Raw genomic sequence first — 26,013 nt, 5'->3', positions numbered from 1 at the left:
CGGCTCCGGGGCCACATTGACCCGCGCCCTGGCAGCATCGCCGCTATGTTGTCCGCCTACTCGTCTGAATGCACCCCCGAGTACGAGTTTCCGTGCACCACTGCTCAGGCCACGTCGGTGTCCCGCTCGATGGCCTGGAGGCGGTTCTTGAGCCGGCAGCTGTCGCCCGTTGATCGGCACGATCTGGCAGTGGCGCAGGAGGCGGTCAAGGGATCGTGGTGGCCAGGGCGTCGTCGCCGAGGCCCCTACTCATGTGGGGATGGCACTTGTTCCTTCACCCTCACGGGGGATGTCGTTGCCACCTGGCCGTATTCCCATTCCTCGCTCCTCCGCGGCTAGCGGCCAGCCAATCGGAATCCACGGAGCCAGCACCACTTTCCAGACCTCGTTCCGACTCCCCACCGCACGACACCGCACGTCAGGAAACGGGGAACCAGGTCGAGAGGCGCTTGGCGACAACGGTTACATCGATGTTGTCCTGTGCAACGTCCTCGACGAACGGGCCGGCAACGGAGACGGGCGGCGGGACGGTGCCGGCGCTCACGCCGTTGAACCGCAGGAAGACACGCATGGCGAGCCAGGCGGTCCGCTTGTTGCCATCGATCAACGCGTGATTACGGGCTACGGAGTGCAGCAGTGCCGCAGCCTTCTCGTGCAGCGTGGGATACAGCTCGGCCCCGAACACATTCGTGCGTGGTCTCTCGATCGCCGAGACCAGAAGCCCCATGTCACGCACACTGTGCTCGGTACCGTTGACCGCGCGGGCGATGGCCAGGATCTCGTCGATCTGGAGGTAGCGCACGTCCGTCACTTCAGGTAGTCCAGAATCTCCGCATCACTGTCCATCAGCTCGGCCAGAACGTCATCGACCTTCAGCTCGGCCCGGTCCTGGGCATCACGGATGGCCTCGATAGCAAGCTCCTGCTTGCTACGGCCTTCCCGACGAGCCCGCTCGGACAGCTTCGCGTCAAGGTCATCAGGCAGTCGGAGTGTCATCGCCATACAGTCATGATACCTGACCGGTATCACGGCTGTCTCGGTCGAGTCGCGATCCCCGAAGACGGAGGGCCCAAGGCGGCGGCGCACAGCACCTCAGGAGGGGCAGCAGAGGCTTCTGCTGCGAGCGTCATCCGAGCGTCAAGAATCTCCGAACGCCCCTCAAAGACGTCGCCGGTGCAACGCACCTCGCTCACGAATCTGCAGGTCAGCGAGTTATAGAGATCGATCCGCCCGCTCGAACCGCCGCGCTTCGGAAAACAGGTCGAATACGACCAGCCGCGTATGAGAAACCCAGGAAAACGGCAGGTCAGAGCCCCTTTGCAGCAGGCTCCAAAATAGCCACGCACTCCACATGCGAGGTCATCGAAAAGGCGTCAACCTAAGCAAGTTATACAAAAGGCCAGGTCAGGGCAGCTTTTCCGGCTCGCTGAGCAGCGTGAGGGCACCCAGAGCGTCAAATGAGCGTCACACCTGGCCGTACGCACCCACCTTTTCCCACCTCACGCCGAGGCGTGAGGTGGGAAAAGACACGGACGAGCCTCGGCCCTGGTGTCCATGTCTCGGGGACGAGTTCAGCGTCAGCTCGCGGCACATCAGGGCGCCGCTACCTTGTTGCGGCGACCTTGCGTAGGGCGGCCTGTGCGGCCCAGTAGCCCGACATGCCGTGTGCACCGGCTCCGGGGGGCGTGGCGGCCGAGCAGATGAAGACCCCGTCGACCCCGGTGGCGTAAGGGTGCAGCGTGACGCGAGGGCGGAACACGAGCTGTAGGGGGTCGTTGGAGCCCGACACGATGTCGCCGCCGACGTAGTTGGCGTTCTTGCGGGACATTTCGGTGGTGCTGCATACGGCCGTGCCGCGGATGCGGTCGTGGAAGCCGGGCGCGAAGCGCTCGATCTGGGCGATGATCGCTTCCGTCGCGTCCCCGGCGTAGCCGGCCGGCACGTGGGCGTAGGTGTAGAACGGGTGCACACCGTCGACGGACCGCGACGGGTCGGCGACGTACTGCTGTGCCGCCAGGACGAATGGCCGGTCCGGCATGCGGCCGCGGGCGACGGTCGCCTCGGCCGACGCGATCTCCTCGAACGTCCCGCCGACGTGCACCGTGCCGGCGTGCCGGCTCGGCTCATGTGTCCACGGCACACCGCCCTCGACGGCGAAGTCGACCTTGAAGGCGCCCGGGCCGTGGCGGTAGGCGCGGTACGCGCGTGCCACGTGTCGTGGAAGTCGGTCGCCGATGATGTCGGCTGCGGCGCCGGGGGCGGTGTCGAGCATGACCAGGTCGACGGGTCCGAGCTCGTCGAGGTTGGTGACCGTGCGCCCGGTCTCGAACAGCACGCCCCGCTGCTTGGCCGCGGCGATCATCGCCGTGGCGATGGCGGCCGAGCCGCCGACGGCGGCACCCCAGCCGTACCGGTGCGCGGCCGTGCCGAGTGCCACGCCGATGGCGGAGGACGCGAGGGCGCCGAACGGGCGGAAGGCGTGCGCGGCGAGCCCGGCGAGCAGGGCGCGGGCCTCGTCGTGGTGCCAGCGTCGGGCCAGGAGCGAGGCGGGCAGCCCGGCGTACAACCCGAACCGGCCGAGGTGGAGCGGGTGCCTCGGGATGTGGAGGACCGGTTGCAGGAACTCGTCGGCGATGGTGTCGAAGCGGTCGGTCAGCGAGCCGAACACGCGGCTCCAGGTGCGGCCGTCGCACCCACCGAGGTGACGGCCGGTCTCCTCGACGGAGCGGTAGGCGGCGGCGCCGCATCCGTGGTCAAGCGGGTGGGAGTACTGCACCGGCGGCTCCGCCCACGACAAGCCGTGCTCGGCGAGGCCGAACGCCTTGGAGAACCGCGTGGTGACCGCCAGTGGGTGGATCGCCGCGCACACGTCGTGCACGAGTCCCGGAAGGGTCAGTTCCGCCGAGCGCGTGCCGCCCCCCAGAGTGTCGGCGGCCTCGACGACGCGTACCCGGACCCCGGCGTCGGCCAGTACGAGCGCGGCTGCGAGACCGTTGGGACCGCTGCCGACGACGACAGCGGTCGTCACGACGGCTCCTGGTCGGGGCTCACGGCTCGGGCGCCCGTGGACGCGACGGTGGTGCGCCGTCGCGTCTTGTCGAACCTGCCGACCGCGACCACCGTGCCGCGAGCCACCCCGTGGGTCGCGAGCACGCGTGACGCTGCCTCGACCCGTGTGGCGAATGCCTGGTCGGTGAGCGTACCGACGGTCTCGTCGGAGAGGCACGGGCTGTCGGGCCGGGCGCAGGCGTCGGAATCATGCGCTGCAGTTGGTCGATCTGGTTCTCCACCCCGGGCAGCTCGTTGAGCCGCTCCTCCACGCCGGGCTTCACCGCCCACACGGACGAGGCCCAGTTCCCGGCGTACTGGCGCATGGAGGGCAGGAAGGAGACGAGGTCGGGACGCAGGTTGCCCAGGACCGGCCCGAACATCAGCAGCGCGAGGACCGGGACGAGCAGGAGTGGCTGCGAGAAGTTCCAGACGCTGTACGTGCCGGGATCGAACCCGACCCACAGGACGATCGTGATGAACCCGAAGAAGACGTTCCACTCCAATGGGACGGCGAGCGGGAAGGTCGAGGTGATGAAGATGTGGAAGGCCAGCATGCAGAGCGCGCCGATCAGGGCCACCGGCGCGCTCGTCGTGAGCAGCAGGGTGACGGGGACGACGATCTCGACGGCGATGCCGCCGGCGTGCGCCATGAACCAGGCGACGCGGGAGGGGTGCAGATCGTCCGGGGCGTCCCGGTAGTGCAGACGTTTGAGGGCTCGTCCTGGCATGGCCGGGCTGTTGGAGACCATGGGCGGCACGACGTTCTTGAAGTGGGCACCGAACTTGGACACGCCGGCCCCGATCCATACGACGCAGATCACGATCTTGAACACCACGACGAGGTCGATGAAGTCCGCGGTGCTGCCGATGCTCCCCATCAGCGCGGAGAACAGCATGATCGGCAGGTACTGCTCGGACCGGCCGGCCAGGAAGACGACCTTGTCACGCAGACCCATCAGGGGCATGAGGACGAGCACCGGGAGGAAGCAGTGCGGCGCGATGAGCTCCTGCGTGCCGGTGCCCGCCGGAAGGAACGCGCTCGGCACGGGCTCGGCCGACGCGGCCAGCGGGTAGACGAGGCCGGCGAGCACGCCGACGAAGAGCGCCACATCGAACCAGGTGCGCTCGTCGCCGCCGGTCAGCGGCACGCGGCTGCCCCAGGGCGCCATGCGGATGGTGCCGGGTCGGATCCAGTACCGGATGTTGCCGATCATCGGGCGGAAGTGGCCGCACAAGGGGCCGAACGCACCGCCGAGTCCGATCACCTCCAGCAGCATCAGCCACACGGCGAGCTTCTGGTACACGACGATGTTGTGGTACCAGCTGCCGATGTCGGTGAACTCGATCCCGGACGTCGCCGACGCGATCCAGATGCCGACGCCGAAGTAGAGGCCGAGCATCTTGACGATGTACACGATGTGCAGCACGCGCGGTGTGCCGAAGCCGTCGTCGACCCAGTGGGTGCTGAGGATGCGAACGCGTTCGCGCAGGGGAAGCCTCAGGAAGACCGTCGGCTCGACCGGCTGCGGAGACGGTCTGATGAATCCCAATGGGTGCTCCTCATCGTGGTGGTCCGGGCGCATCGGTGGCCACCCGCCAGGGATGGCACGCCGTCGGCTTCCGAGGTCGCGTCACGCGATCCGGACGCACGAACTTTAGGGAGACGGGGAGACCTGGGACACTGTGCGCGCGAACCGAAAGAGCGGGTGGGGATTGGTCTCCGTGCCTCCCGCTCCTGGCCACCGTTCCGGCAGTGACGGCCCGAGTGCCCACCACACACCTGTGCCCGGGGACCAACACCGGAGGGAGCGTCGACCATGGATCCCTGGGCGGACCGCGAGGAGATCGCCCGCCGTGCGGCCGCCCGCGTCGCCGACATCGCCGCGGCCTCGAGCGCGCAGCTCGACGAGGTGGCGCGCCTGCTGCAGACCGAGCTCGCCGGGTCGATCTCGGAGCTTCGCGGGGACCAGCTGATGCTCGACCTCCTCCACGCGAGTGTGGAGAGCAACGTGAAGACGTTCTTCCACATCGCGCGGTACGGAGTCCCGGTCGACACGGTGGAGGCACCCTGGCCGGCCGTCGAGTACGCGCGACGCCTTGCGCAGCGCGAGATCTCCTCGAACGCCCTGCTGCGGGCGTACCGCCTCGGTCACCGGCGCGTCCTTGAGTGGGTGGCCGGGGAGCTGGCCGTCGTCGAGCCGGACGGCAGGATCTCCTTCGCCGCGTTGCAGATGCTCCAGGACGCCGCCTTCGCCTACATCGACCGGGTTTCCGAGCAGGTCGTCGCGGAGTACGAGACCGAGCGGGAGCGGTGGCTGGCCAATCGCAGCACGATCCGCACGGCCACGCTGAGCGCGCTCCTCGCCGGGGAGGAGGTGGACGTGGACGCGGCGGAGCAGGTACTCGGCTATCGGCTCCGCCAGGAACACCTCGGACTCGTCCTCTGGTCGGACGAACGGATGGCCTCGACGGGACCGCTGGCGCGTCTTGGGCAACTGACCGGCGAGATGGCCCAGGAAATTGGTTCGGAGGCATCGCCGCTGTTCGTCCCGCAGGACCGCTCGCTCGGCTGGGGCTGGGTGCCGCTGCCCGCAGGGGCGAGCATCGACCTCGACCGCTTGGCCCGATGCCTCGGTGGGGCAGGGAATGAGGTGAAGGCGGCGATCGGCGCGGTCGGGACGGGACCGGCGGGCTTCCGTGCGACACATCGTCAGGCATTGCAAGCTCACCAGGTCGCCGTCGCCGGAGCTGAGCGGGCCCACCGGATCACCTCGTTCACCGCCCCCGGCCTCCGGGCGGCCGCGATCCTCGCAGGCGACCTCACCACCGCCCGCGACCTCGTCACATCGATGCTCGGGGGGCTGGCGCAGGACGACGAAGGTGTCGAGCGGCTGCGTGAGACACTCACCGTCTTCCTCCAGGAGAACCAGAGCTTCGTCGCAACCGCCGCGAAGGTTCACCTTCACAAGAACACGGTCAAGTACCGGGTGGACAAAGCGGTGCGGCTGCGGGGGCGGCCGCTCGACGAGGACCGGTTCGACCTCGAGCTCGCGCTCGCCGCGTGCCGCTGGCTCGGACCTGCCGTGCTCCCCCGATCTCCGTGATCCCCACCGGATCCCCGCACGGATGAGAACGGATTGGTCCACGACCACGGAGCGAGCCGCTCTTTTTGGTGTGTCCGGCCGAGGACTTCTTCGTCCGCACGGGCGATTCTGGGCCTCTCGCCGGGGCGGAGGCGACGCCGTGAGCACTGCGCGGATCACCAGCACGGGCGTGCTTCGCGAGGCTCCCGGCTCTTCCGGGGCGATCGTCGCGACGTCCATGACGCCGTGGTGGCGCGGCGACTGCCGAAGTGGCGCGCCCTAGCGGCGTGGACCGGCGTCCGCCGGTCGAGAACCGCCCGTCGCCTTGGACATCGTCAAGACGACGCAGTCAGATGAGGAGTGCACCATGGCCGAGTCGCACGACGGCACGTACACGACGTCGGAGGAGTGGTTCGACTCCGGCGGCACCCGCTGCGCCGCACGCGTCTACCGGCCCACCACCGCAGATCAACCGCCGCCCGTCGTCGTGATGGCGCACGGTTTCGGCGCGGTGCGTGCGCTGCGGCTCTACGCCTACGCCGAGCGCTTCGCCGCCGCCGGATACGCCGTCGTGGTCTTCGACTACCGAAATTTCGGGGAGAGCGAGGGTGCGCCGCGCCAGGTCCTGGACATCGCGATGCAGCACGCGGACTGGCGCGCCGCCCTCCGCTACGCCAGGTCACTTGAGGGCATCGACCCCGCACGAGTCGTGGCGTGGGGTACCTCGTTCGCCGGCGGCCACGTCATCACCATCGCCGGCCAAGGAGAGCCCCTCGCCGCCGTCATCGCTCAGGTCCCGCACGTCAGCGGCCCGGCAGCGGTGAGGTCGACCGGCCTGCGGGCCGCTCTCCGGGTCGGCGTGCCGGGGATGCGTGACGCGATCGCCTCCCGGCTCGGTCGTGAACCTGTTTACGTCCAGAGCGTCGGCCTTCCCGGCCGCACCGCGATGATGACCTCGCCGGACGCCTATCCAGGCATGCACACGCTCCTCCGCAAGTCGGGGCTGAAGGAGGACGCCTACCCCCACACCGTGGCGGCCCGCATCGCGCTGAAGATCGGCCTCTACTCACCCCGGCGTTGGGCCGACGACATCGAGTGCCCGGTCCTGGTCCAGATCGTCGCGCAGGACGCGATCACCCCCCGGCGCGTCGCCGAACGCGCAGCGGGCAAGATGCGGCACTCCACGGTCCGCGTCTACGAGGGCGGCCACTTCGATCCCTACGTCGAGCCCCTGTTCGACACCGTCATCGCAGACCAGATCACGTTCCTGCACCGACACGTCCCCTCTCTGCCAAGGAGGCACGCATGAATCCCGCCCCGAACCGCTCTCGTCACCAGATCACCTCCGGGGCGGAAGCCGTCGCCGTCGGCGGGGCTCCTCAGCCCCTCGTACAGGGCACCGTTCTTGGCGGGTGACGGCTTCGGCGTCAGAGCCGCCGGCAATCCAGTCCGGCCGTCGTATCGAGCGTCAGATGTGCGTCAAGATTCCTGGTGTTTTGGCAGGCGACCTCTCGCGTGCGCATCCCGGCAGCGGAAAACCGCAGGTGGGGCGGATGTACCCCGCCCCACCTGTTGTGCATGGCAGAACACGTCGATAACCGACCCGGGACAGAGAACCCGCAGGTCAGACGTCCTTCTTCACCGGCTCCAGGATCGCCACGCACTCCACGTGCGACGTCATCGAAAGGACGTCAGCCGGAACCGCATCCGGGAAACTGCAGGTCAGATAGGTTTTCCCGCCTCATCGGAGAGTCCACGCGCGCCGCGAGCGTCATGCGAGCGTCACGACCCACGGAATCTGACGACACAGCCGGACAGATCCGACATCAGATCGGAAGGTCGTCTGGCAGCACCCGGAACGCCTTGTGCCGGCCCAACGGGCGCACAGCCCGGAAATCGCGACGGTCGAGCGTGAGTACCGCGTCGGTGTCGTACTCAGCGGCTAGGGCCACGTTCACCGCATCCGCGAGGTCCAGGTCCAAGTCGCGATAGCGGGCGCGCACCGACTGGGCGACACCCAGGTGATCCTCCGTGATCTCGGGTAGAACGACACGGCCTCGGCGCACCCAGTGGCGGATGTCGTCGACCGCACTGAGGGCCGCTTCACGACCGAGCTCGCGCGTGGCGACGTGGTCGATCTCCGCGAGCAGCAGCGGGCGATGCATCCCGATCGTGCAGCAGAACCGGCCCCCCGCCTGACGCATCCAATGCCGCAGCACCCGGCCGGCGCCGAGCGTAAGAACCTGCGCAGCACAGAGCCGGAGCACCACACGCCACCCCAAGGCTCCGCCCCAAACTGCACTGATGTATCTGGAGGTGAGTCTGCCGCCCTTGGCGATGTCGGCAGTGCAACGCGCAGGCATTCCGATGGCGCATCTTGCATGCCTACGCGCCTCTGCGCGCCCCCACATGCACCCTCGTTGCGCCCCACCCTCCCCTCCTACGGTCGTGGAAAGCGAGGGCTGGAATGAAGTCCGGCCCCGACGGGAGCAAGGTGCGGCAGATAGCCGCACCGACCTGACGTCGGCCGGATCTGCCCGCCTTGGGGATGGGGCGGTATGAGTTCCCGACGCAGGATCCATGACAGCTTCGAGCAGGCAGTCCAATCCGCTGTGTCCGCGTTTGGAGCGGAGGTCATGCCGAAGCTGAGAGGCAGCGGGTGGCAGGAGGACCAGCTTCGGGGGCCGCTGGAGAACATGATCCGGTCCGTGTGCCGTGGCCTCGGTCTGGACGTCACCCTCATCGGCGAGGTTCCGCTCGTCGACATGGGAGCCCGCCCTGACTATGCGGTTGAGGTCGGCGGCGCTCTCGTCGGTTACATCGAGCTCAAGAAGCCGGGCAGCCAGGCCGACCCGTCCGTCTACACAGGCCGCAACGCCGAACAGTGGGCGAAACTGCGGCTGCTCAACAACGTACTGCTCTGTGACGGAAACGAGTTCTCCGTCCACCAGCAGGGCCAGCAGATTGGCGAAGTGGCCTACCTGCGCGGCTCGGTCCTCACCTCCGGCGCCCGGCTTACGCCCGCCGACGGGGCGCTTGCGCGGGTGTTGTACGACTTCCTGACCTGGGAGCCGCAGACACCCCGCACCACCAGTCAGCTCATCCGAGCAGTCGCCGGGCTATGCCAACTTCTGTCGGAAGAGGTCGGTGAGGCGATCGAGCAGGAAAAGAGCCGACGCCGTCTGCCGGCCTTCACGAAACTGGCCAAGGACTGGCGGCACTTGCTGTTCCCGGAGGCTACCGACGCCGAGTTCGTCGAACAGTACGGTCAAGCCGTCGTGTTCGCCCTTCTGCTGGCTCGGGTGGAGGAGATCACCTTCGAGGGCGAGACCATGCACAGTATCGCCACGAAGCTGGGCAAGAAGCACTCGCTGATGGGCCAGGCACTGGACGCCCTCGCCGGAGACTCGGTCGCTGGGCTGTCCACCACGCTCAACACACTGCTCCGTGTCATCGGCGCGGTCAGATGGGACGTGCTGGACGACGGAACGGGCGACGCCTATTTCCTGCTCTACGAGCACTTCCTCCATATCTACGACCCTGATCTGCGGATACGCACTGGCTCGTACTACACACCGCGTGGTGTCGTCTCGGCCATGGCACGGCTGGTCGAGGACGTCCTGAGACGGGAGGGATTCCGTATCCCGTCCGGCTTCGCTTCTCCCGATGTGGTCCTTGTCGATCCGGCCATGGGTACCGGCACTTTCCTGTTGTCGGCGCTAGAGCTCGCTGCCGAGACCATCGCCGAAGAAGAGGGTCCGGGCGCGGTGGGACCGCGTCTGCGAGAAATGGTGGGACGTCGGCTGGTCGGTTTCGAGATGCAGGTCGGTCCGTTCGCCGTCGCAGAACTGCGTATGCACGCCATGCTCAAGCAGTACGGGTCCGCGGCCCCCTCCCAAGGTCTCAGACTGCTGGTGGCTGATGCTCTGGACAGCCCGACAGCCGAGTTCAACTGGATCCCTCATACCTACCGGGCGCTCGCCGAATCCCGCCGCCAGGCCAACCAGGTCAAGCGGGACGAGCGTGTCATGGTCGTCATGGGCAACCCCCCTCACGACGCTGTAAGTCGAGGCGCCGGCAAGTGGGTGGAACGGGGGGAACCCGAGGCGGACATCCCCGCCCCGCTGGGGGCCTTCCGGCAACCCGGTAACGGTAGGTACGAGTCGAAGATCGCCAACCTTTACGTCTACTTCTGGCGCTGGGCCACGTGGAAGGTCTTCGACGCACACGACGACGCGCCATTCGGTGTGGTCGCGCTGATCACGCCGAAGGCATGGCTCAAGGGGCGGGCGTTCGCCGGAATGCGGCGTTACCTGCGTGAAACCGCCGATGAGGGCTGGATCATCGATCTGTCCCCCGAGGGCCACCGCGCAGATGGCGCGACCCGTATCTTCCCCGAGGTCGCCCAGGAGTTGTGCATCGCGATCTTCGTACGATGGCGGGACAGCCCCAGGCCGCGGACAGACCGGCAGGCCGCAGAAGTAAGACACCTCAAGATCGGCGGGCGCCGCGGCGAGAAGGTCGAACGCCTGACGACCCTCAGGCTCGATGACCCGGAATGGCGCGAGTGCGCCACAGGCGAGACAGACGCCTTCCTGCCACCCGGCAGCGACCTGTGGGAGTCCTGCCCGCAGCTGAGAGACCTGATGCCGTGGTCGTCGCGTGGCGTCACCCCCGGGCGCATGTGGGTCTATGCACCGGACGAGGACACGCTCCATGAACGGTGGCGGCGGTTTGTCGCCGCGGACACCGACCGGCGCACCGAGATGCTCGGACCCTCTGGCGAGCGAACGCCTGGAGACAATGTCCCGCCCCTGCCCGGGGTTGAATCCCACGGGCGGATACCACTCGCCGCCGAGCACAGGACAAACACTCAAACGGTGCGCATCGGGTTCCGGTCGTTCGACCGGCAGTATGTACTGCCGGACAGTCGATTGATGGAACGAGGCAGGGCAGACCTCTGGCGAGTCCGCAGCGACCGCCAGATCTACACCGTAGAGCAGAACGCCCACCCGGTGGCCAACGGTCCGGCACTGGTCTTCAGCGCCCTCATTCCCGACATGCACTACTTCAACAACCGCAGCGGTTGCGCCCGTCCTCTCCACCGCAACGCTGCCGGTACGCTGCCCAACGTCACGCCCGGTCTGCTCCCCCTGCTCGCCGGGCGGCTCGGCATACCGGTCGTCGCCGAAGACCTGCTGGCCTACATCGCCGCGATCGCGTCCCACCCGGAGTACACAGCTCGATTCCAGGAAGACCTCGAAGTCCCGGGCGCACGGATACCCCTCACCGCCGCCCCTTGCCTGTGGGAGCGGGCGGTTGCCATCGGCCGCCGAGTTCTGTGGCTGCACACCTACGGCGAGCGGTACGCCGACGAGACGGCCGGGAGGCCGTACGGCAGGGTGCTGCTACCACGCGACCGTCCCCGATGCGTCACGGAGATCCCAGACGATGTGGAAGCCATGCCGGAGAAACTGGCATACGACCCCGTGACGCAGGACCTGTGCGTCGGCAGTGGACGGATCAGTCCGGTACCTCGCACGGTCCGGGAATACGAAGTGTCCGGGATGAACGTTCTCGACAAGTGGTTCGGCTACCGCCGGAGGAATCCCGCCGGCAAGCGACGCCTCGAACTGGACCACGTGGTGGCTACGCGCTGGCTTCCCTCCTGGACCACGGAACTGCTGGAGTTGCTGAACGTCCTCGGCCTGCTCATACGGGAGGAGCCAGCGCAGGCTGACCTCTTGAACGAGGTGTGCGCGGGCCCGCTGATCACGGTGACGGACCTGACCACAGCGGGCATCCTTCCCGTGCCCACAGAGGCAACCAAGGCACTGCAGGCGAAGTCGGACGCGGGCGATGCACTATTCGACCTGTGAGCGAAGCAGCGGCTCGTCGGCAGTGGACCGCTGAATCATTGACACATGAGCCGAACGCCCCTGACCGTCGCCCTCATACACATCTGACGCCCCGGCAGAAAGAGCGTCAAACGAGCGTCGAGATTGTCTTGCGCTGGCTCCGCGGTAACCGGAGGACGTCACTGCGATCCCCCCGTTCCCTGGTCGAAACCGCAGGTCAGAAGTGTTTGCCCGACAAGCGACGCACGTTCACGTCGTATGCCCATGGAAACATGTGGGCGCGACCCACCCGAAACTGGACAATCAGCAAACTAGCAGGTCAGCGGCCCTTTTCAGCAGGCTCAAGGATCGCCACGCACTCCACATGGTGGGTCATCGGGAACAGGTCGAACACGCGCAGCGTCCGCACCTTGTACCCGCCGTCCCGGAAGTACGCCAGGTCGCGGGCGAGGGCGGCCGGGTCGCAGGCCACGTACGCGACGCGGCGGGCGCCCAGGGACGTCAGGTGCTCGACCGTCTTGCGGCCGGCGCCCGCGCGGGGCGGGTCGAGGACGACCAGGTCGACCTCGGTGATGCCGGTGCGGGGCAGGACCGACTCGACCTTGCCCTGCTCGATCCGCACGCGCGGGAACTCCGCGAGGTTGTGCCGGGCGTCCTCCACCGCGCGCTTGCCGGACTCGATGCCGAGGACGGCACCCTGCTCGCCGACCCGGTCGGCCAGCGCGCCGGCGAACAGGCCGACGCCGCAGTACAGGTCGAGCGCCATGTCGCCCTTGCGGGGCAGCAGGCCCTGCATGACCGCCGTCACGAGGGTGTCGGCGGCCTTCGGGTGCACCTGCCAGAAGCCGCCGTTGCCGACCCGGTGGGTGCGGCCGTCGGCGCGCTCGCGGACGAAGGGGCGGCCGTGCACGCGGTGCACCTGGCCGTTGCGCTCGTCGATGCGCAGCACCGACACCGGGCGGTCCAGCTCCACCAGCGGGAGGCGGGCGCCGGGCTTGGGGGTCAGGACGACCTGGCGGTCCTGGGAGCCGGTCGCGGCGATCGCCTCGACCGAGTCCATGCCGGTCCAGTCCCGCTTCTCGATGCCCAGCTCGCTGACGCCCTCGGCGGCGATCAGGCAGTGGTCGATCGGCTCCACCTCGTGCGAGCGGTGCCGGCGCAGACCCGCGCGGCCGTCGGCCGTGACCGCGTACTGCACGCGCGTGCGCCACGACGGGACCTGGCCGGCCGGTACCTTGTCGCCCTCGGCGGGCATCACCGTGCCGTCCCAGCCGGCCTCCTCGGGCGTCAGCCCGGCCAGCCGCTGAAGCTGCTCGGCGACGACCTCGCCCTTGAGGCGCCGCTGGGCACCGGGCTTGGCGTGCTGCCAGTCGCAGCCTCCGCAGCGGCCGGGGCCGGCGAACGGGCAGGGGGCGTCGATGCGGTCCTTGGAGGCGTCCAGCACCGTCACCGCGTCCGCGCGCAGGAACCGCGCGCCCTCCTCGCCCTCGGTGACCCGGGCGACGACCCGCTCTCCGGGCAGCGCGTGCCGGACGAAGAGGACCTGCCCCTCCGACGTACGGGCGATGCAGTGGCCGCCGTGGGCGACGGGGCCGATCTCGACCTCGTACTCCTCCCCCACCAGTGACTTCTTCGGTTCTGCCTGCATGGCGGGGTGACTCCACAACATCGGGTACGGGCGGCCGGGCCTCGCGGCCCGGGACAACAGCCCACCAGTCTACGTGCGCGGGGAGGTGTCCTTCGTCCGCTCAGCCGGGCCCCGGCGCACGGAGCCGGGCGCGGACCAGTTCTGCCGCCTGCGCGCCCGCAGTTTCGCGGCCTCGGACGACTCCAGCTGGTAGGGCACCGAGGTGACCATCACACCGGGCGTGAACAGCAGCCGGCCCTTCAGCCGCAGCGCGCTCTGGTTGTGCAGGAAGTGCTCGTACCAGTGGCCGACCACGTACTCGGGGATGATCACGGACACCACGTCGCGCGGCGACTGCGCGCGCAGGCTCTTGACGTACTCGATCACCGGACGGGTGACCTCCCGGTACGGCGAGTCGAGCACCTTCAGGGGGACGTCGATGCCGCGCCGCTCCCACTCCTCGCGCAGTGCCCGGGTCTCCTCGGCGTCCACGTTGACGCTGACCGCCTCCAGGGTGTCGGAGCGCAGCAGCTTGGCGTAGCCGAGGGCGCGCAGGGCGGGGCGGTGGACCTTGGAGACCAGGACCACGGAGTGGACGCGGGACGGCCGCACCGTGTCCTCGCTCGGGGCGTCCGGCGCGGCGATCTCCTCGGCGACCCGGTCGTAGTGGCGGCGGATCGCGGTCATCGTCGCGTAGAAGATGCACATGCCGAGCAGGGCGACCCAGGCGCCGTGGGTGAACTTGGTCAGCAGCACGACGACCAGGACCAGGCCGGTGAAGAAGGCACCGAAGGCGTTGATGGCCCGGGAGCGGATCATGTGCCGGCGCTTGGCCTGGTCCCTCTCCGTGGCCAGCAGGCGGTTCCAGTGCCGCACCATGCCGGTCTGGCTGAGGGTGAAGGACACGAACACGCCGACGATGTACAGCTGGATCAGCCGGGTGGAGTCGGCGCCGTAGACCCACACCAGCAGTCCGGCGGCGCCGGCGAGCAGCAGGATGCCGTTGGAGAAGGCGAGGCGGTCGCCGCGGGTGTGCAGCTGGCGGGGCAGGTAGCGGTCCTGGGCGAGGATCGAGCCGAGCAGCGGGAAGCCGTTGTAGGCGGTGTTCGCGGCGAGGAACAGCACCAGGGCGGTGGCGGCGGCGAGGACGACGAACAGGAAGGTGCCGCTGCCGAAGACGGCCTCGGCGACCTGGGAGATCACCGGGTCCTGGACGTAGGCGGGGCCGAGGGGTACGCCGTTGTGGACCAGGTCCTTGCCCGGGTTCTCGGCCATCCGCACATCGGTGGCGGAGGCCAGCGCGATGATGCCGCAGAACATGGTGACGGCGAGCAGGCCCATCAGGGCGAGGGTGGTCGCCGCGTTGCGCGACTTGGGCTTGCGGAAGCCGGGCACGCCGTTGGAGATCGCCTCGACGCCGGTGAGGGCGGCGCAGCCGGAGGAGAAGGCGCGCAGCAGCAGGAAGACGAGGGCGAAGCCGGCGAGTCCGGGGTGCTCGGGTTTGATCTCGAAGTCGGCGGTCGGCGCCCGCATGTCGTCGCCGAGGACGACCCCGCGGAACGCGCCCCACGCGATCATCAGGAAGACGCCCGCGACGAAGACGTAGGTGGGGATCGCGAAGAGTGTGCCCGACTCCCGGACCCCGCGCAGGTTCATCACCGTCAGCAGCACGATGACGCCGATCGCGCAGGGCACCTTGTTCTCGATGACGAAGGGGACGGCGGAGCCGAGGTTCTCGATGCCGGAGGAGATCGACACGGCGACGGTGAGGACGTAGTCGACGAGCAAGGCGCTCGCGACGGTGAGGCCGGCCTTCGGGCCGAGGTTGGTGGTGGCCACCTCGTAGTCGCCGCCGCCGCTCGGGTAGGCGTGCACGTTCTGCCGGTAGGAGGCGACCACGGTGAACATCAGCACGACGACCGCGACCGCGATCCAGGGGCTGAAGTGGTACGCCGACAGGCCCGCGATGGACAGGACCAGCAGTACCTCGCCCGGTGCGTACGCCACGGAGGACAGCGGGTCGGACGCGAAGACGGGGAGTGCGACGCGCTTCGGCAGGAGGGTTTCCCCCAGCCGGTCGCTGCGCAGTGCGCGCCCGATGAGGATGCGTTTGGGCACGTCGGTCAGTTTGGACACAAGTGTGGATCGTAAGGCGTCCGCCGGGAAGTGACGCACGCGCCACCCCACATCCATACGGCATCCATACGGCCGCTGCCCTCCGGGTGAAAAGTGCGGGCAGCGGGCTGCGGACGGGGCGGGCCGGGGGAGTCCCATGCCTGTACGACCACATGTCCGGCCGTTGTCGCCACGCCTCGTGGAGGGTTCCATGCACACGACCGCAGAACTGATCGGCGCGGCGGCCGGACTCGTCGTCCTCGGCATCCTGGCGGTGGCGAGCGTGCGCAGCATCACGCGCCGCTAGGTGTTGGGTGGCCCGTGTCCCGCCGTGGCGGTTCAGGCCGCACGCGGGTGCGGGTCGTCGTGGGTTGCTCGCGCAGTTCCCCGCGCCCCTTCCGGGCGCGTTCACCGCAGCGCCCTCGGGGGCGCGGGGAACTGCGCGCCAAGCCCTCACCGCGCCGCGGACGGAATCGAACCGAACCGCCCCCCCCGCCGGGGGGAGCGGCCCCATGGTGGCGCCACGCCCGCGCCCGTCCTACCGCCGGTGACGGTGACCGCGCGTACCGTCGGTTACGGCGGGCAGAGCGCCCCCGAGGGGCGTCAGGGTGCACGGACCCCGGCATGATGTTGCCCGGCGGCCCGCACGCAGGCCGCGACGTGTTGCCTGGCGAGCCGAAAGAGAGACATGAGCACGAAGGTCATGAAGGTCGGAAGGCCTGCAGGAAGCGCGGTGTGACGCGATGCATATTGTCATCATGGGCTGCGGAAGGGTTGGCTCCGCCTTGGCCCAGGCCCTGGAGGAGCAGGGGCACACCATCGCCGTGATCGACCAGGACCCCACCGCGTTCCGCCGGCTGGGCTCCTCGTTCGGGGGCCGCCGGGTCACCGGCGTCGGCTTCGACCAGGACACCCTGCGCGAGGCGGGCATCGAGGACGCGGGCGCCTTCGCCGCCGTGTCCAGCGGCGACAACTCCAACATCATCGCCGCCCGGGTGGCCCGCGAGATGTTCGGCATCGAGAACGTCGCCGCCCGCATCTACGACCCCCGCCGCGCGGAGGTCTACCAGCGCCTGGGCATTCCCACCGTCGCCACCGTCCGCTGGACGGCCGACCAGATGCTGCGCCGGCTGCTCCCCTCGGGCGCCGAGCCCCTGTGGCGCGACCCCACGGGCGGGGTGCAGCTCGCCGAGGTGCACACCTCCACGGCGTGGGTGGGACACCGCATCTCCCGGCTCCAGGACGAGACGGGCGTGCGGGTCGCGTTCCTGACCCGGCTCGGCGAGGCCATCCTGCCCAGCTCGCAGACGGTGCTGCAGGACGGGGACCTGGTGCACGTGATGATGCGTACGGACGAGATCGACCGGGTCGAGGCGGCCTTCGCCAAGGGACCCGACGAGGAGGGCGGTCGCTGATGAGGGTCGCCATCGCCGGAGCCGGCGCCGTGGGCCGTTCGATCGCGGGCGAACTGCTGGAGAACGGCCACGAGGTCCTGCTGATCGACAAGGCGCCGACCGCCATCTCGGTGGAGCGGGTGCCGCAGGCGGAGTGGCTGCTGGCCGACGCCTGCGAGATCACGTCCCTGGACGAGGCGGCGCTCCAGCGCTGCAACGTCGTCATCGCCGCGACCGGCGACGACAAGGTCAACCTGGTCGTCTCGCTGCTCGCCAAGACCGAGTACGGTGTGCCGCGCGTCGTCGCCCGGGTGAACAACCCGAAGAACGAGTGGCTGTTCAACGAGTCCTGGGGCGTGGACGTCGCCGTGTCCACCCCGCGTCTGATGTCGGCGCTGGTGGAGGAGGCGGTGAGCGTCGGCGACCTGGTCCGGCTGCTGCGCTTCAGCCACGGCGACGCCAACCTGGTGGAGCTGACGCTCCCGGAGGAGTCCGCGCTGGCGGGCACGCAGGTCGGGGACGTGGAGTGGCCGCAGGACACCTCGCTGGTCACCATCATCCGCGGCACGCGGGTGCTGACCCCGACCCGCGAGGACTCCCTGGAGGCGGGTGACGAACTGCTCTTCGTCGCCGCGCAGGCCCGGGAGGAGCAGCTGGAGGACCTGCTCTCGGTCCGCAAGCAGGCATAGCCGTACGCGCGTGTGCCCAGGTACTGGTGAGGGGCGCCCGGGGAGGATCTCTCCGGGCGCCCCTCATGTCGTCGCCGGTCAGGACTCGCGGCGGTGCCGGCCGGCCGGTGCCCCTTCGCTCTCGCCCGCGGCGGCCGCCGCCTTGCGCTCCTCCTCGGCGCGCTCCTCCGCCTCCATCTCGGCGAAGACGTCGATCGGCGGCGGCGCCTTCGCCAGGAACACCCAGGTCAGGTAGACCGCAAGCAGGAACGGCGGGATCTTCAGCGCCACCAGCACCCAGCCCAGCTGGGTGGTGTCCGCCCACCAGTACAGCGGGAAGAGGATCGCGCACTTGGCGAGCAGGATCAGGCCCCAGGCCCAGCTGGCCTTGGTGTACGCCTTCTTGCGGCCGGGGTTGCGGGTGCGCCAGGAGAGGTTCTCCTTGAAGACCGGGCCCAGCATCAGGCCGATCAGCGGGACGCCCGCCATCGCCGTGACGATGTACGCCACGGCCAGGCCCAGCGTGTAGAGCATGCCCGGCAGGTAGAAGTCCTTGGCGTTGCCGGTCATCATCGCGAAGACCACACCGAAGCCGACGCCGAAGACGCCGCTGAACGCGTGCTTCACGGTGTCCCTGCGGACCAGCCGGACCACGACCATCGCCAGCGCCACACCGAGCGCCGCGAGCGCCGACATGTGCAGGTTCTTGTTGACCGTGTAGATGCTGACGAACAGCAGCCCCGGCAGCACCGTCTCGACCATGCCCCGGACACCGCCGAACGCCTCGAACAGGGCGGCTTCCGTCACCGCCCGGGCGTCGTCCGCGGACGTGTCCGCGGATGTCTCTTCGGTTGTCGGCTTGTCGAGCGACGTCACCGGCTACTCCCGTCCGAGGGGTCTCAGTTCGTATTTCGGATTGAACAGCACCCGGCGGCCGTGGCTCATGGCGATCCGGCCCGATGCGATCAGCTTGCGCCCCGGCTCTATCCCCACGATGGAGCGCCTGCCGAGCCACACCACGTCCAGCGCGGCCGTACCGTCGAAGAGCTCGGCCTCCAGGGCCGGGACTCCCGCACGCGGCCGCAGCGTGACCGTGCGCAAGGTACCAGTAACGGTAACGACCTGCCGGTCCTGGCAGTCACCTATCCGCGTGCACCCGGCAGTCGCGGCGTCCTCGCGCAGCTCCTCCGACTCCAGGTCCTCCTGCGAGGACGAGAGCCGGTCGAGCATGCGCCGGAACCGGCCTGCCGGCTTCTCTGGTCGAGGAACAGCACTCATATCTGAAGCGTACCGGGGCGCACTGACGGTTACGTACCCCCTGCTTGCCCGGTCCGAACGGGCCTGCCTCACTTCTCGAAGCGGTATCCCATGCCGGGCTCGGTGATGAGGTGCCGCGGACGCGACGGGTCGGCCTCCAGTTTGCGGCGCAGCTGGGCCATGTACACGCGCAGGTAGTTGGTCTCCGTCCCGTACGACGGCCCCCACACCTCCCGCAGCAGCTGCTTCTGCGCCACCAGCCTCCCGCCGCCACGCACCAGCACCTCCAGCAGGTGCCACTCGGTGGGCGTCAGCCGTACGTCCCCGCCGTCGCGGTGCACCTTCTTGGCGGCCAGGTCGACGGTGAACGCCTCGGTCTCCACGACCAGGTCTCCCTCGTCGCCGACGGGCTCCGCGCGGCGTACGGCGGCCCGCAGCCGGGCCAGCAGCTCGTCCATGCCGAAGGGCTTGGTGACGTAGTCGTCGGCGCCGGCGTCCAGCGCCTGCACCTTCTCGGCGGAGGCGTGCCGCGCGGACAGCACCAGGACCGGCACCCGGGTCCACTCGCGCAGGCGCCGGATCACCTCGACGCCGTCCATGTCGGGCAGGCCCAGGTCGAGGACGACCACGTCCGGGTGGCGGGCGGTCGCCGCGCGCAGGGCACCGGCACCGTCCTGCGCGGAGTCGACGTCGTACGACCGTGCCTTGAGGTTGATCACCAGGGCACGCACGATGGCCGGGTCGTCGTCGACCACCAGCACACGGGTCATGACAACCGCCTCCCCTTCTCCACGTCCGCACGACCGCACACGGGATCTCCGTCCTCCCGGCCACCCACAAAGTCCTCGCCCGCCCGACCAGGCCCGACGCCGCCGGGCCGTCCCGCCGCGCTCCCGGGCCGGGGCGCCGTGTCCGGCGCCGGGCGGCCGGGTTCGGCGGGCGGGGGTGGGGCCGGCGGGCGGGTGGCGGTCGCGCGCAGGGTGAGGGCCATGGTGAGCCCCCCACCGGGGGTGTCCTCCGCATTCAGGGTGCCGCCCATCGCCTCCGTGAAGCCCCGGGCGACCGCCAGGCCGAGGCCGACGCCCGCACCGCGCGGGGCGTCGCCGTGCCGTTGGAAGGGCTCGAAGATGCTGTCCTTGGCCTCGTCGGGGACGCCGGGGCCGCGGTCGACGACCCGCACCTCGACCCGGTCGGCGAGGGCGCTGGCGGCCACCAGGACCCTCTCCCCCGGCGGGCTGTACTTCACGGCGTTCTCGATCACGTTGGCCATCGCCCGCTCCAGCAGTCCGGGGTCCGCGGCGACCATGGGCAGCGCCTCGGGCACGTCCAGGGCGACGCTGCCCTCCGGCACCCCGCCGAGCGCGCGCGGCACCACCTCGTCCAGGTCGGTCCCGCGCATCAGGGGCGCGACGGTGCCGGTGTGCAGGCGGGACATGTCCAGCAGGTTGCCCACCAGGTGGTCCAGCCGGTCCGCGCCGTCCTCGATGCCTTCGAGCAGTTCGGCCCGGTCCTCGTCCGACCACTCGACGTCCTCGGAGCGCAGCGAGGAGACGGCTGCCTTGATCCCGGCCAGCGGGGTGCGCAGGTCGTGGCTGACGGCGGCGAGCAGCGCGGTGCGGATGCGGTTGCGCTCGGCGAGGGCGAGGGCGCGGTCGGCCTCCTCCCGCAGCCGCCGGCGGTCCAGGACCACGGCGGCCTGCGCGGCGAACGCGGCCAGCACCCTGCGGTCCTCGGCGGGCGGCACCCGGCCGGTCAGCGCGAGCGCCATGTGGTCCCCGACGGGTACCTCGACGTCCGCGTCCTCGGGCCGTTCGACCGGCCTCCCCCGGCCGGCCCGTCCCGCGCAGGTCCACGGCTCGACGTCGCCCGCGCGTTCCAGCAGCGCGGCGGACTCCATGCCGAAGGTCTCGCGGACCCGCTCCAGCAGGTCCTCCAGACCGGTCTCGCCGCGCAGCACGTTGCCCGCGAGGAAGGACAGGATCTCCGACTCGGCGCGCAGCCGGGCCGCCTGGTGGGTGCGCCGGGCTGCGAGGTCGACCACGGACGCCACCGACGACCCGACCGCGACGAAGATCACGATGGCGATGATGTTCCGCGGGCTGGAGACGCTCCAGGTGTGCAGGGGCGGGGTGTAGAGGAAGTTGAGCAGCAGCGAGCCGACCGCCGCCGAGGCGAGCGCCGGCCACAGTCCGCCGAGCAGCGCCGCGGCCACCGTCACCGCCAGGAACAGCAGCATGTCGATGGCGAGGCCCGGGTCGACGGCGCTCAGCAGCACCGCCAGGGCCACGGGCCCGGCCGTCCCGACCGCCCAGCCCCAGGCGAGCCGCAGGCGTCCCAGCCGGGCACCGCGGGCGACGGGCAGGCCGCGTCCCTTGGCGACCTCCTCGTGGGTGACGATGTGCACGTCCATGTCGGGCCCGCAGTCCCGCGCGACCGTCGCGCCGACGCCGGGGCCGAAGACGTACTGCCAGGCCCTGCGGCGGGAGGAGCCCAGCACGATCTGGGTGGCGTTGGCGCCGCGCGCGAAGTCCAGCAGGGCGGCGGGTATGTCGTCGCCGACGACGTGGTGGAAGCTGCCGCCGAGGTCCTCCACGAGGGTGCGCTGGGCGGCCAGCTCCCCGGGCGAGGCGGAGGTGAGCCCGTCGCTGCGGGATATGTACACGGCGAGCAGCTGCCCGCCGGCGCCCTTCTCCGCGAGCCGCGCGGCCCGCCGGATGAGCGTGCGGCCCTCGGGTCCGCCGGTCAGACCGACCACGATCCGCTCGCGGGAGCCCCAGATCGCCGAGACCTCGTGCTCGCTGCGGTAGCGCTGGAGGTGGGCGTCGACCCGGTCGGCGACCCACAGCAGGGCCAGTTCGCGCAGGGCGGCGAGGTTGCCGGGGCGGAAGTAGTTGGAGAGGGCGGCGTCGACCTGGTCGGGCTGGTGGATGTTGCCGTGCGCCATGCGGCGGCGCAGCGCCTCGGGCGTCATGTCGACCAGTTCCACCTGGTCGGCCCGGCGCACCACCTCGTCCGGCACGGTCTCCCGCTCCCGTACGCCGGTGATGGACTCGACGACGTCGCCCAGCGACTCCAGGTGCTGGATGTCGACGGTGGACAGCACGTCGATCCCGGCGGCCAGCAGCTCCTCCACGTCCTGCCAGCGCTTGGCGTTGCGAGAGCCGGGGACGTTGGTGTGGGCGAGCTCGTCGACCAGGGCGACCCGGGGGCGCCGGGCGAGGACGGCGTCCAGGTCCATCTCCGTGACGACGGCGCCGCCGTGCTCCAGCTCCCGGTACGGGACGCGTTCCAGCCCGGTCAGCAGCGCCTCGGTGCGGGGCCTGCCGTGCGTCTCGACGAAGGCGACGACGCAGTCGGTGCCCCGCTCGGCACGCCGGTGCGCCTCGGCGAGCATCGCGTAGGTCTTGCCCACGCCCGGTGCCGCGCCGAGGTGGATCCGAAGCTTGCCGCGTCCCATGGCCCCATTGTCTTCCGCTCCTGTGTCGCGGAGTCGACCTTAGGTCGCCGTACGCGCGGGACGGGCGGTGGGAGGGGCCCGCGGACCGTCCTTGACGCAACCCTGACGCCGGGACGGTCCCGGCCGGGCGGTCAGTGCTCGACGATCTCGCCGTCGCCGAGCTCCAGGACCCGGTCGGCCAGGTCGAGCAGCGTGGCGTCGTGGGTGGCGACGAGCGCGGTGACGTTCTCGCTGCGGACGACCGCGCGCAGCAGCTCCATCACGGCGTGCCCGGTCTCGGCGTCGAGCTGCCCGGTGGGCTCGTCGGCGATGAGGAGGGAGGGGTTGTTGGCGAGGGCGCGGGCGATGGCGACTCGCTGCTGCTGGCCGCCGGAGAGTTCGCCGGGCCGCTGGGCGGCGTGGTCGGCGAGGCCGACGAGGGACAGCAGCAGGTCCACGCGCTCCTCGCGCTCGCGCGGGTCGGCCCCGCGCAGGCGCAGCGGGACGCCCACGTTCTCGGCGGCGCTGAGGATGGGGATGAGCCCGAAGGACTGGAAGACGAAGCCGACGTGGTCGCGGCGCAGGGCGAGCAGGCCGTTCTCGTCGAGGCCGGCGAGGTCGCGTCCGCCGACGTCGACCCGGCCCCGGTCGGGGGTGTCCAGGCCGCCGACGATGTTCAGCAGTGTGGTCTTGCCCGATCCGGAGCGTCCCTTGAGGGCGACGAGTTCGCCGCGCGGGATCTCGAAGGAGACGCCGCGCAGCGCGTGCACCGCGGCGGCCCCGGTGCCGTACGACTTGTGCACGTCCTCGACGCGCACCATGGTCTCGGTGACCGTCCGACCCATGTGTGCCTGCCCTCCCCGTGAACCGGGCGCCAGTATCGCTGTCCGGCGCCCGGCTGATCAACGGGGTCAGGCCGGGTTGTCCCCGTGTGTGAGGGTTTCCCACGCGACGAACAGGTTGTTGGTGCCGGCGGGGCGGGTGCCTTCGGTCAGCGCCTGGGTGTTGGTCATGGCGTGGCCGAGGCGGTTGTGCAGGGCGTTGTAGCCGACTTCGGTGACCGGGCCGAGGCCGCGGTGCAGGGTGCCTCCGCACAGCCAGCCGGGAGCGGCCTCTCCCCGCTCGTACTTCGCCTGGAAGCCGAGTCCGTGCCGCAGTCGCTCGCCGACGTCGGTGCCGTAGAGGTCCTGGCCCTGGATGCGGCTGGTCTCGGCGATGTGGGAGATCGAGGAGAGGCCGTACCCGGTGTGGGTGAAGTCGCGGCAGGTCTCCTGGGTGAGGCCGGTGACGAAGGTGGACTGGTTCTGCCAGTACCTGACGATCTTGTCCCGGGTGTCGAGGTTCTGGCTCGGCACGGTCTTCGGCAGGGCGCCGTCGGAGGCCAGGTACACGTAGGCGGCGGTGCGGGTGCGGAACGTCGCCATGGCCTTGTCGTAGGAGGCGCGGTCCTCCAGGTGGACGGAGATGCCGACGGCGGCCTCCATCATCGTCAGCTCCCAGTTCCCGTTGGAATGGGAGCCGTTGATGATCTCGGGCAGGTAGACGTCGCGGAGCGTGGTGGCGAAGCGGCCCGCGCCGGGCCAGCCGCCGGTGTAGGTGTGCTTGACGATCTCGGCGGCCTTGGCCCAGGAGGAGCCGGCCCAGCCGGTCTGCAGGGGCGCGTTGCTGTTGGTGTGGTCGCGGATCACGGCGGACCAGGCGTCCATCAGCTGGATGGCCTTCTGGGCGTGGCGGTCGTCGCGGGTGACGTACCACAGGAGCGCCTGGGTGTACGCGGCGATCGCGTCCTCGCGCTCGTCGGTGCAGCCGAGGTTGGGGTTGGAGTACGAGCCGCACTCCACGACCGCGCGGGGCCGGGGCGTGCGGTTCAGGTCGGCGTACTTGCTCGCCGCCATCCGGTCGTAGGCGTTCTTCCATGGCTGGGCGCCTGCCTGGACCTTGCTCCGCGCGAAGTCCAGCTGGCCCCGGGAGACGGTGACGCCGGGGTGCGTGAAGGTGGCGGGGGCCGCCGCGACGGGGGCGGCGTCGGCGGGCGGGGCGTCGGGACGGAGGACGAGGGTGCCGACCAGCGCGGTGGTCAGCAGGGCGAACAGGGTGGCACGAGCTCTGCGGCGGTGACGTGGGGGTGCAGCGGACATGTGGGGGCCATCCGTTCTCGTACGTGAACAGAGGGCGTCCTTTTGAACGCCCGGATGACCCGGCACGGTAGGTCCAGACCAATTCACCGTCAAGGGTCCGCGCACGCATACGGGGACGGCGGCTTCCGGACGGGACCCGCGCCGTCGACGTCAGTCCAGCGTCTGCGTCAGCTCGCCGCGCCCCGGTGCGTGCACGACGCGGCCGCGGGCTCCGTTGACGATCGGCAGGTAGGGCGGGACGTGGCCGCACTCGACGTCCGCGACGATCGGCACGCCCAGGGAGCCGATGGCGTCGAGGACGGCGTCGTGCTGGCTGAGGGAGGCACCGTCCGGCGCGCCGGTACGGCCGACGAGGATCGCGTTGGCGTGGTCGAAGAACCCGGCCAGCCGCATGCCGTGCAGGTACCGGCAGATGGTGTAGGCGTTGTCCTCGGCCGCCTCCACGTACACGAGGAGCCCTTCCGGCGCCTCGTCGCGGGCGAAGGCCGAGACGTCGAGGTACGGCGTGCCCGCGAGGTTGCACAGCGTCTCGACGCACCCGCCGATCAGCCTGCCCTCGGCCTCCACGGGGCCGTCGCCGTCGAGCCGGGTCCAGGAGCCCCGCGCGTCGAGCGTGTACTCCCGTACGTCGGGGAAGGCGGCGAAGTCGTCGAAGCCGACGGTCCGGTGGCGGCCGGGCGGGGTCTGCGTGAACCGGTGACCGGTGGGGGCGGCTACGACGTCGAGCCACGACAGCAGCCCCTCGGACACGCGATGGGGCGTGTCCATCAGGTTGTTGCCGTGCAGCGTCGCCGTGCCGGTGAGCAGCGTCAGCGGGGTCATCAGGGTCGAGAGGTCGGAGAAGCCGACGAGCCAGGTCGGCTCCGCCTCACGCAGCCGGTCCCAGTCGAGCAGCCGGATCAGGTCGATGGCGGTCTCCCCGCCCCACGGCGGCACGACGGCCCTGATGGCGGGGTCGGTCAGCATCGCCGTCAGCTCGCGCGCACGGTCGGCGGCCGGGGCGCTGACGTGCCCGGAGCCGTCCAGGCACTCCCCGACGACGACCTCGTACCCGCGTGCGCGCAGGTCCTGGAGGGCGACGTCCAGCCGCGCGAGCAGGGGCTTCGGGACACCGCTCGACGGAGCGGTCACACCGACACGGTCACCGGGGCGCAGGGGGCGCGGGTAGCGGACTGACATGCGCCGGATCCTGACACGACGCCGACACGCGCCGACAGCGGATTTCGCGCCCGCACCACCTTGTCAACGCGGCCGAGTTGAGCCACCGGCCCCTGCGGCCCGGACCTCCACTCCGCCACTCGCACGCCCGCCACCAGGCCCCGCATCCAGGGCGATCAACCCCCAGCGCCGCCTTGGCCCTCCGGGCGCACCCGCCGACGATAACAG

At 70.1% G+C, this 26,013-nt stretch carries 19 protein-coding genes; 5 read left to right on the top strand and 14 right to left on the bottom strand.

Annotated features, from left to right (window positions below; all coding sequences use genetic code 11):
• Positions 1-418 precede the first annotated feature (418 nt).
• The 4 genes from ACIF8S_RS00735 to ACIF8S_RS00720 all read right to left on the bottom strand — a co-directional run bounded on the left by ACIF8S_RS00735 (position 419) and on the right by ACIF8S_RS00720 (position 4,601).
• On the bottom strand, positions 419-811 hold the full coding sequence (locus ACIF8S_RS00735; protein ID WP_399996515.1) for a type II toxin-antitoxin system death-on-curing family toxin: 393 nt from the start codon (positions 809-811) through the stop codon (positions 419-421).
• A complete protein-coding gene (locus ACIF8S_RS00730) occupies positions 808-1,002 on the bottom strand; it encodes a ribbon-helix-helix protein, CopG family (protein ID WP_125490113.1) in 195 nt (64 codons plus the stop codon). The genes ACIF8S_RS00735 and ACIF8S_RS00730 overlap by 4 nt, the downstream gene beginning before the upstream one ends.
• Before the next feature lie 601 nt (positions 1,003-1,603).
• The gene (locus ACIF8S_RS00725; RefSeq protein WP_399996514.1) at positions 1,604-3,028 is read right to left on the bottom strand and encodes a phytoene desaturase family protein; all 1,425 of its coding nucleotides are present in this window, start codon (positions 3,026-3,028) and stop codon (positions 1,604-1,606) included.
• Between the two features lie 19 nt (positions 3,029-3,047).
• The gene (locus ACIF8S_RS00720; RefSeq protein WP_399996513.1) at positions 3,048-4,601 is read right to left on the bottom strand and encodes a DUF3556 domain-containing protein; all 1,554 of its coding nucleotides are present in this window, start codon (positions 4,599-4,601) and stop codon (positions 3,048-3,050) included.
• A gap of 267 nt (positions 4,602-4,868) precedes the next feature.
• On the opposite strand from ACIF8S_RS00720, the gene ACIF8S_RS00715 reads away from it, so the two are divergent.
• Positions 4,869-6,155, top strand: a complete 1,287-nt coding sequence (locus tag ACIF8S_RS00715; RefSeq protein ID WP_399996512.1) for a PucR family transcriptional regulator — start codon at positions 4,869-4,871, stop codon at positions 6,153-6,155.
• 346 nt (positions 6,156-6,501) lie between these two features.
• Complete coding sequence (locus ACIF8S_RS00710) at positions 6,502-7,443, top strand: alpha/beta hydrolase (protein WP_399996511.1); 942 nt, start codon at positions 6,502-6,504, stop codon at positions 7,441-7,443.
• A 517-nt stretch (positions 7,444-7,960) separates the two neighbouring features.
• Here ACIF8S_RS00710 and ACIF8S_RS00705 read toward each other — a convergent pair.
• The gene (locus ACIF8S_RS00705) at positions 7,961-8,338 is read right to left on the bottom strand and encodes a PIN domain-containing protein (RefSeq protein WP_399997050.1); all 378 of its coding nucleotides are present in this window, start codon (positions 8,336-8,338) and stop codon (positions 7,961-7,963) included.
• Positions 8,339-8,770: 432 nt separating this feature from the next.
• Between ACIF8S_RS00705 and ACIF8S_RS00700 the strand changes: the two genes are divergently transcribed.
• On the top strand, positions 8,771-12,013 hold the full coding sequence (locus ACIF8S_RS00700) for a type ISP restriction/modification enzyme (protein ID WP_399996510.1): 3,243 nt from the start codon (positions 8,771-8,773) through the stop codon (positions 12,011-12,013).
• Between the two features lie 298 nt (positions 12,014-12,311).
• Here the strand turns inward: ACIF8S_RS00700 and ACIF8S_RS00695 are convergent, their stop codons facing one another.
• Both ACIF8S_RS00695 and ACIF8S_RS00690 read right to left on the bottom strand, forming a co-directional pair.
• Positions 12,312-13,640: a class I SAM-dependent RNA methyltransferase gene (locus ACIF8S_RS00695; RefSeq protein ID WP_399996509.1), complete on the bottom strand. Its 1,329-nt coding sequence runs from the start codon at positions 13,638-13,640 to the stop codon at positions 12,312-12,314.
• Positions 13,641-13,709: 69 nt separating this feature from the next.
• Positions 13,710-15,755 carry an APC family permease gene (locus ACIF8S_RS00690; RefSeq protein ID WP_399996508.1) on the bottom strand — a complete coding sequence of 682 codons (2,046 nt, stop codon included), beginning with the start codon at positions 15,753-15,755 and terminating at the stop codon, positions 13,710-13,712.
• Positions 15,756-16,477: 722 nt separating this feature from the next.
• On the opposite strand from ACIF8S_RS00690, the gene ACIF8S_RS00685 reads away from it, so the two are divergent.
• Positions 16,478-17,149, top strand: coding sequence for a TrkA family potassium uptake protein (locus ACIF8S_RS00685; protein WP_215210920.1), 672 nt, complete (start codon positions 16,478-16,480; stop codon positions 17,147-17,149).
• On the top strand, positions 17,149-17,817 hold the full coding sequence (locus ACIF8S_RS00680; RefSeq protein ID WP_024885580.1) for a TrkA family potassium uptake protein: 669 nt from the start codon (positions 17,149-17,151) through the stop codon (positions 17,815-17,817). Before ACIF8S_RS00685 ends, ACIF8S_RS00680 begins: the two co-directional genes overlap by 1 nt.
• Before the next feature lie 78 nt (positions 17,818-17,895).
• On the opposite strand, the gene ACIF8S_RS00675 is transcribed toward ACIF8S_RS00680, so the two are convergent.
• From ACIF8S_RS00675 to ACIF8S_RS00645, 7 genes are all read right to left on the bottom strand, one after another.
• Entirely contained in the window at positions 17,896-18,672 is a 777-nt protein-coding gene (locus ACIF8S_RS00675; protein ID WP_349797581.1) for a DUF3159 domain-containing protein, read from the bottom strand.
• Positions 18,673-18,675: 3 nt separating this feature from the next.
• The gene (locus ACIF8S_RS00670) at positions 18,676-19,074 is read right to left on the bottom strand and encodes an OB-fold nucleic acid binding domain-containing protein (protein WP_399996507.1); all 399 of its coding nucleotides are present in this window, start codon (positions 19,072-19,074) and stop codon (positions 18,676-18,678) included.
• 68 nt (positions 19,075-19,142) lie between these two features.
• Entirely contained in the window at positions 19,143-19,823 is a 681-nt protein-coding gene (locus ACIF8S_RS00665) for a response regulator (RefSeq protein WP_349797583.1), read from the bottom strand.
• Entirely contained in the window at positions 19,820-22,510 is a 2,691-nt protein-coding gene (locus tag ACIF8S_RS00660) for an ATP-binding protein (RefSeq protein WP_399996506.1), read from the bottom strand. The genes ACIF8S_RS00665 and ACIF8S_RS00660 overlap by 4 nt, the downstream gene beginning before the upstream one ends.
• A 131-nt stretch (positions 22,511-22,641) precedes the next feature.
• A complete protein-coding gene (locus ACIF8S_RS00655; protein WP_399996505.1) occupies positions 22,642-23,334 on the bottom strand; it encodes an ABC transporter ATP-binding protein in 693 nt (230 codons plus the stop codon).
• Between the two features lie 66 nt (positions 23,335-23,400).
• Positions 23,401-24,627 (bottom strand): alginate lyase family protein, encoded by a 1,227-nt coding sequence (locus ACIF8S_RS00650; protein ID WP_399996504.1) that lies wholly within the window; start codon positions 24,625-24,627, stop codon positions 23,401-23,403.
• A gap of 150 nt (positions 24,628-24,777) precedes the next feature.
• A complete protein-coding gene (locus tag ACIF8S_RS00645; protein ID WP_399996503.1) occupies positions 24,778-25,806 on the bottom strand; it encodes a S66 peptidase family protein in 1,029 nt (342 codons plus the stop codon).
• Between the last annotated feature and the right edge of the window lie 207 nt (positions 25,807-26,013).

The sequence above is a fragment of the Streptomyces sp. NPDC085937 genome, from assembly GCF_044540535.1.
Classification (GTDB): domain Bacteria; phylum Actinomycetota; class Actinomycetes; order Streptomycetales; family Streptomycetaceae; genus Streptomyces.
This window is presented reverse-complemented; position numbering and strand designations above follow the sequence as displayed.

Excerpts from the sequence above, each read along its gene's own strand:
- ACIF8S_RS00730 (WP_125490113.1), bottom strand. The coding sequence starts at position 1,002 with ATGGCGATGACACTCCGACTGCCTGATGACCTTGACGCGAAGCTGTCC.
- ACIF8S_RS00715 (WP_399996512.1), top strand. The coding sequence starts at position 4,869 with ATGGATCCCTGGGCGGACCGCGAGGAGATCGCCCGCCGTGCGGCCGCC.
- ACIF8S_RS00710 (WP_399996511.1), top strand. The coding sequence starts at position 6,502 with ATGGCCGAGTCGCACGACGGCACGTACACGACGTCGGAGGAGTGGTTC.
- ACIF8S_RS00705 (WP_399997050.1), bottom strand. The coding sequence starts at position 8,338 with ATGCGTCAGGCGGGGGGCCGGTTCTGCTGCACGATCGGGATGCATCGC.
- ACIF8S_RS00700 (WP_399996510.1), top strand. The coding sequence starts at position 8,771 with ATGCCGAAGCTGAGAGGCAGCGGGTGGCAGGAGGACCAGCTTCGGGGG.
- ACIF8S_RS00695 (WP_399996509.1), bottom strand. The coding sequence starts at position 13,640 with ATGCAGGCAGAACCGAAGAAGTCACTGGTGGGGGAGGAGTACGAGGTC.
- ACIF8S_RS00685 (WP_215210920.1), top strand. The coding sequence starts at position 16,478 with ATGCATATTGTCATCATGGGCTGCGGAAGGGTTGGCTCCGCCTTGGCC.
- ACIF8S_RS00680 (WP_024885580.1), top strand. The coding sequence starts at position 17,149 with ATGAGGGTCGCCATCGCCGGAGCCGGCGCCGTGGGCCGTTCGATCGCG.
- ACIF8S_RS00670 (WP_399996507.1), bottom strand. The coding sequence starts at position 19,074 with ATGAGTGCTGTTCCTCGACCAGAGAAGCCGGCAGGCCGGTTCCGGCGC.
- ACIF8S_RS00665 (WP_349797583.1), bottom strand. The coding sequence starts at position 19,823 with ATGACCCGTGTGCTGGTGGTCGACGACGACCCGGCCATCGTGCGTGCC.
- ACIF8S_RS00660 (WP_399996506.1), bottom strand. The coding sequence starts at position 22,510 with ATGGGACGCGGCAAGCTTCGGATCCACCTCGGCGCGGCACCGGGCGTG.
- ACIF8S_RS00655 (WP_399996505.1), bottom strand. The coding sequence starts at position 23,334 with ATGGGTCGGACGGTCACCGAGACCATGGTGCGCGTCGAGGACGTGCAC.
- ACIF8S_RS00650 (WP_399996504.1), bottom strand. The coding sequence starts at position 24,627 with ATGTCCGCTGCACCCCCACGTCACCGCCGCAGAGCTCGTGCCACCCTG.
- ACIF8S_RS00645 (WP_399996503.1), bottom strand. The coding sequence starts at position 25,806 with ATGTCAGTCCGCTACCCGCGCCCCCTGCGCCCCGGTGACCGTGTCGGT.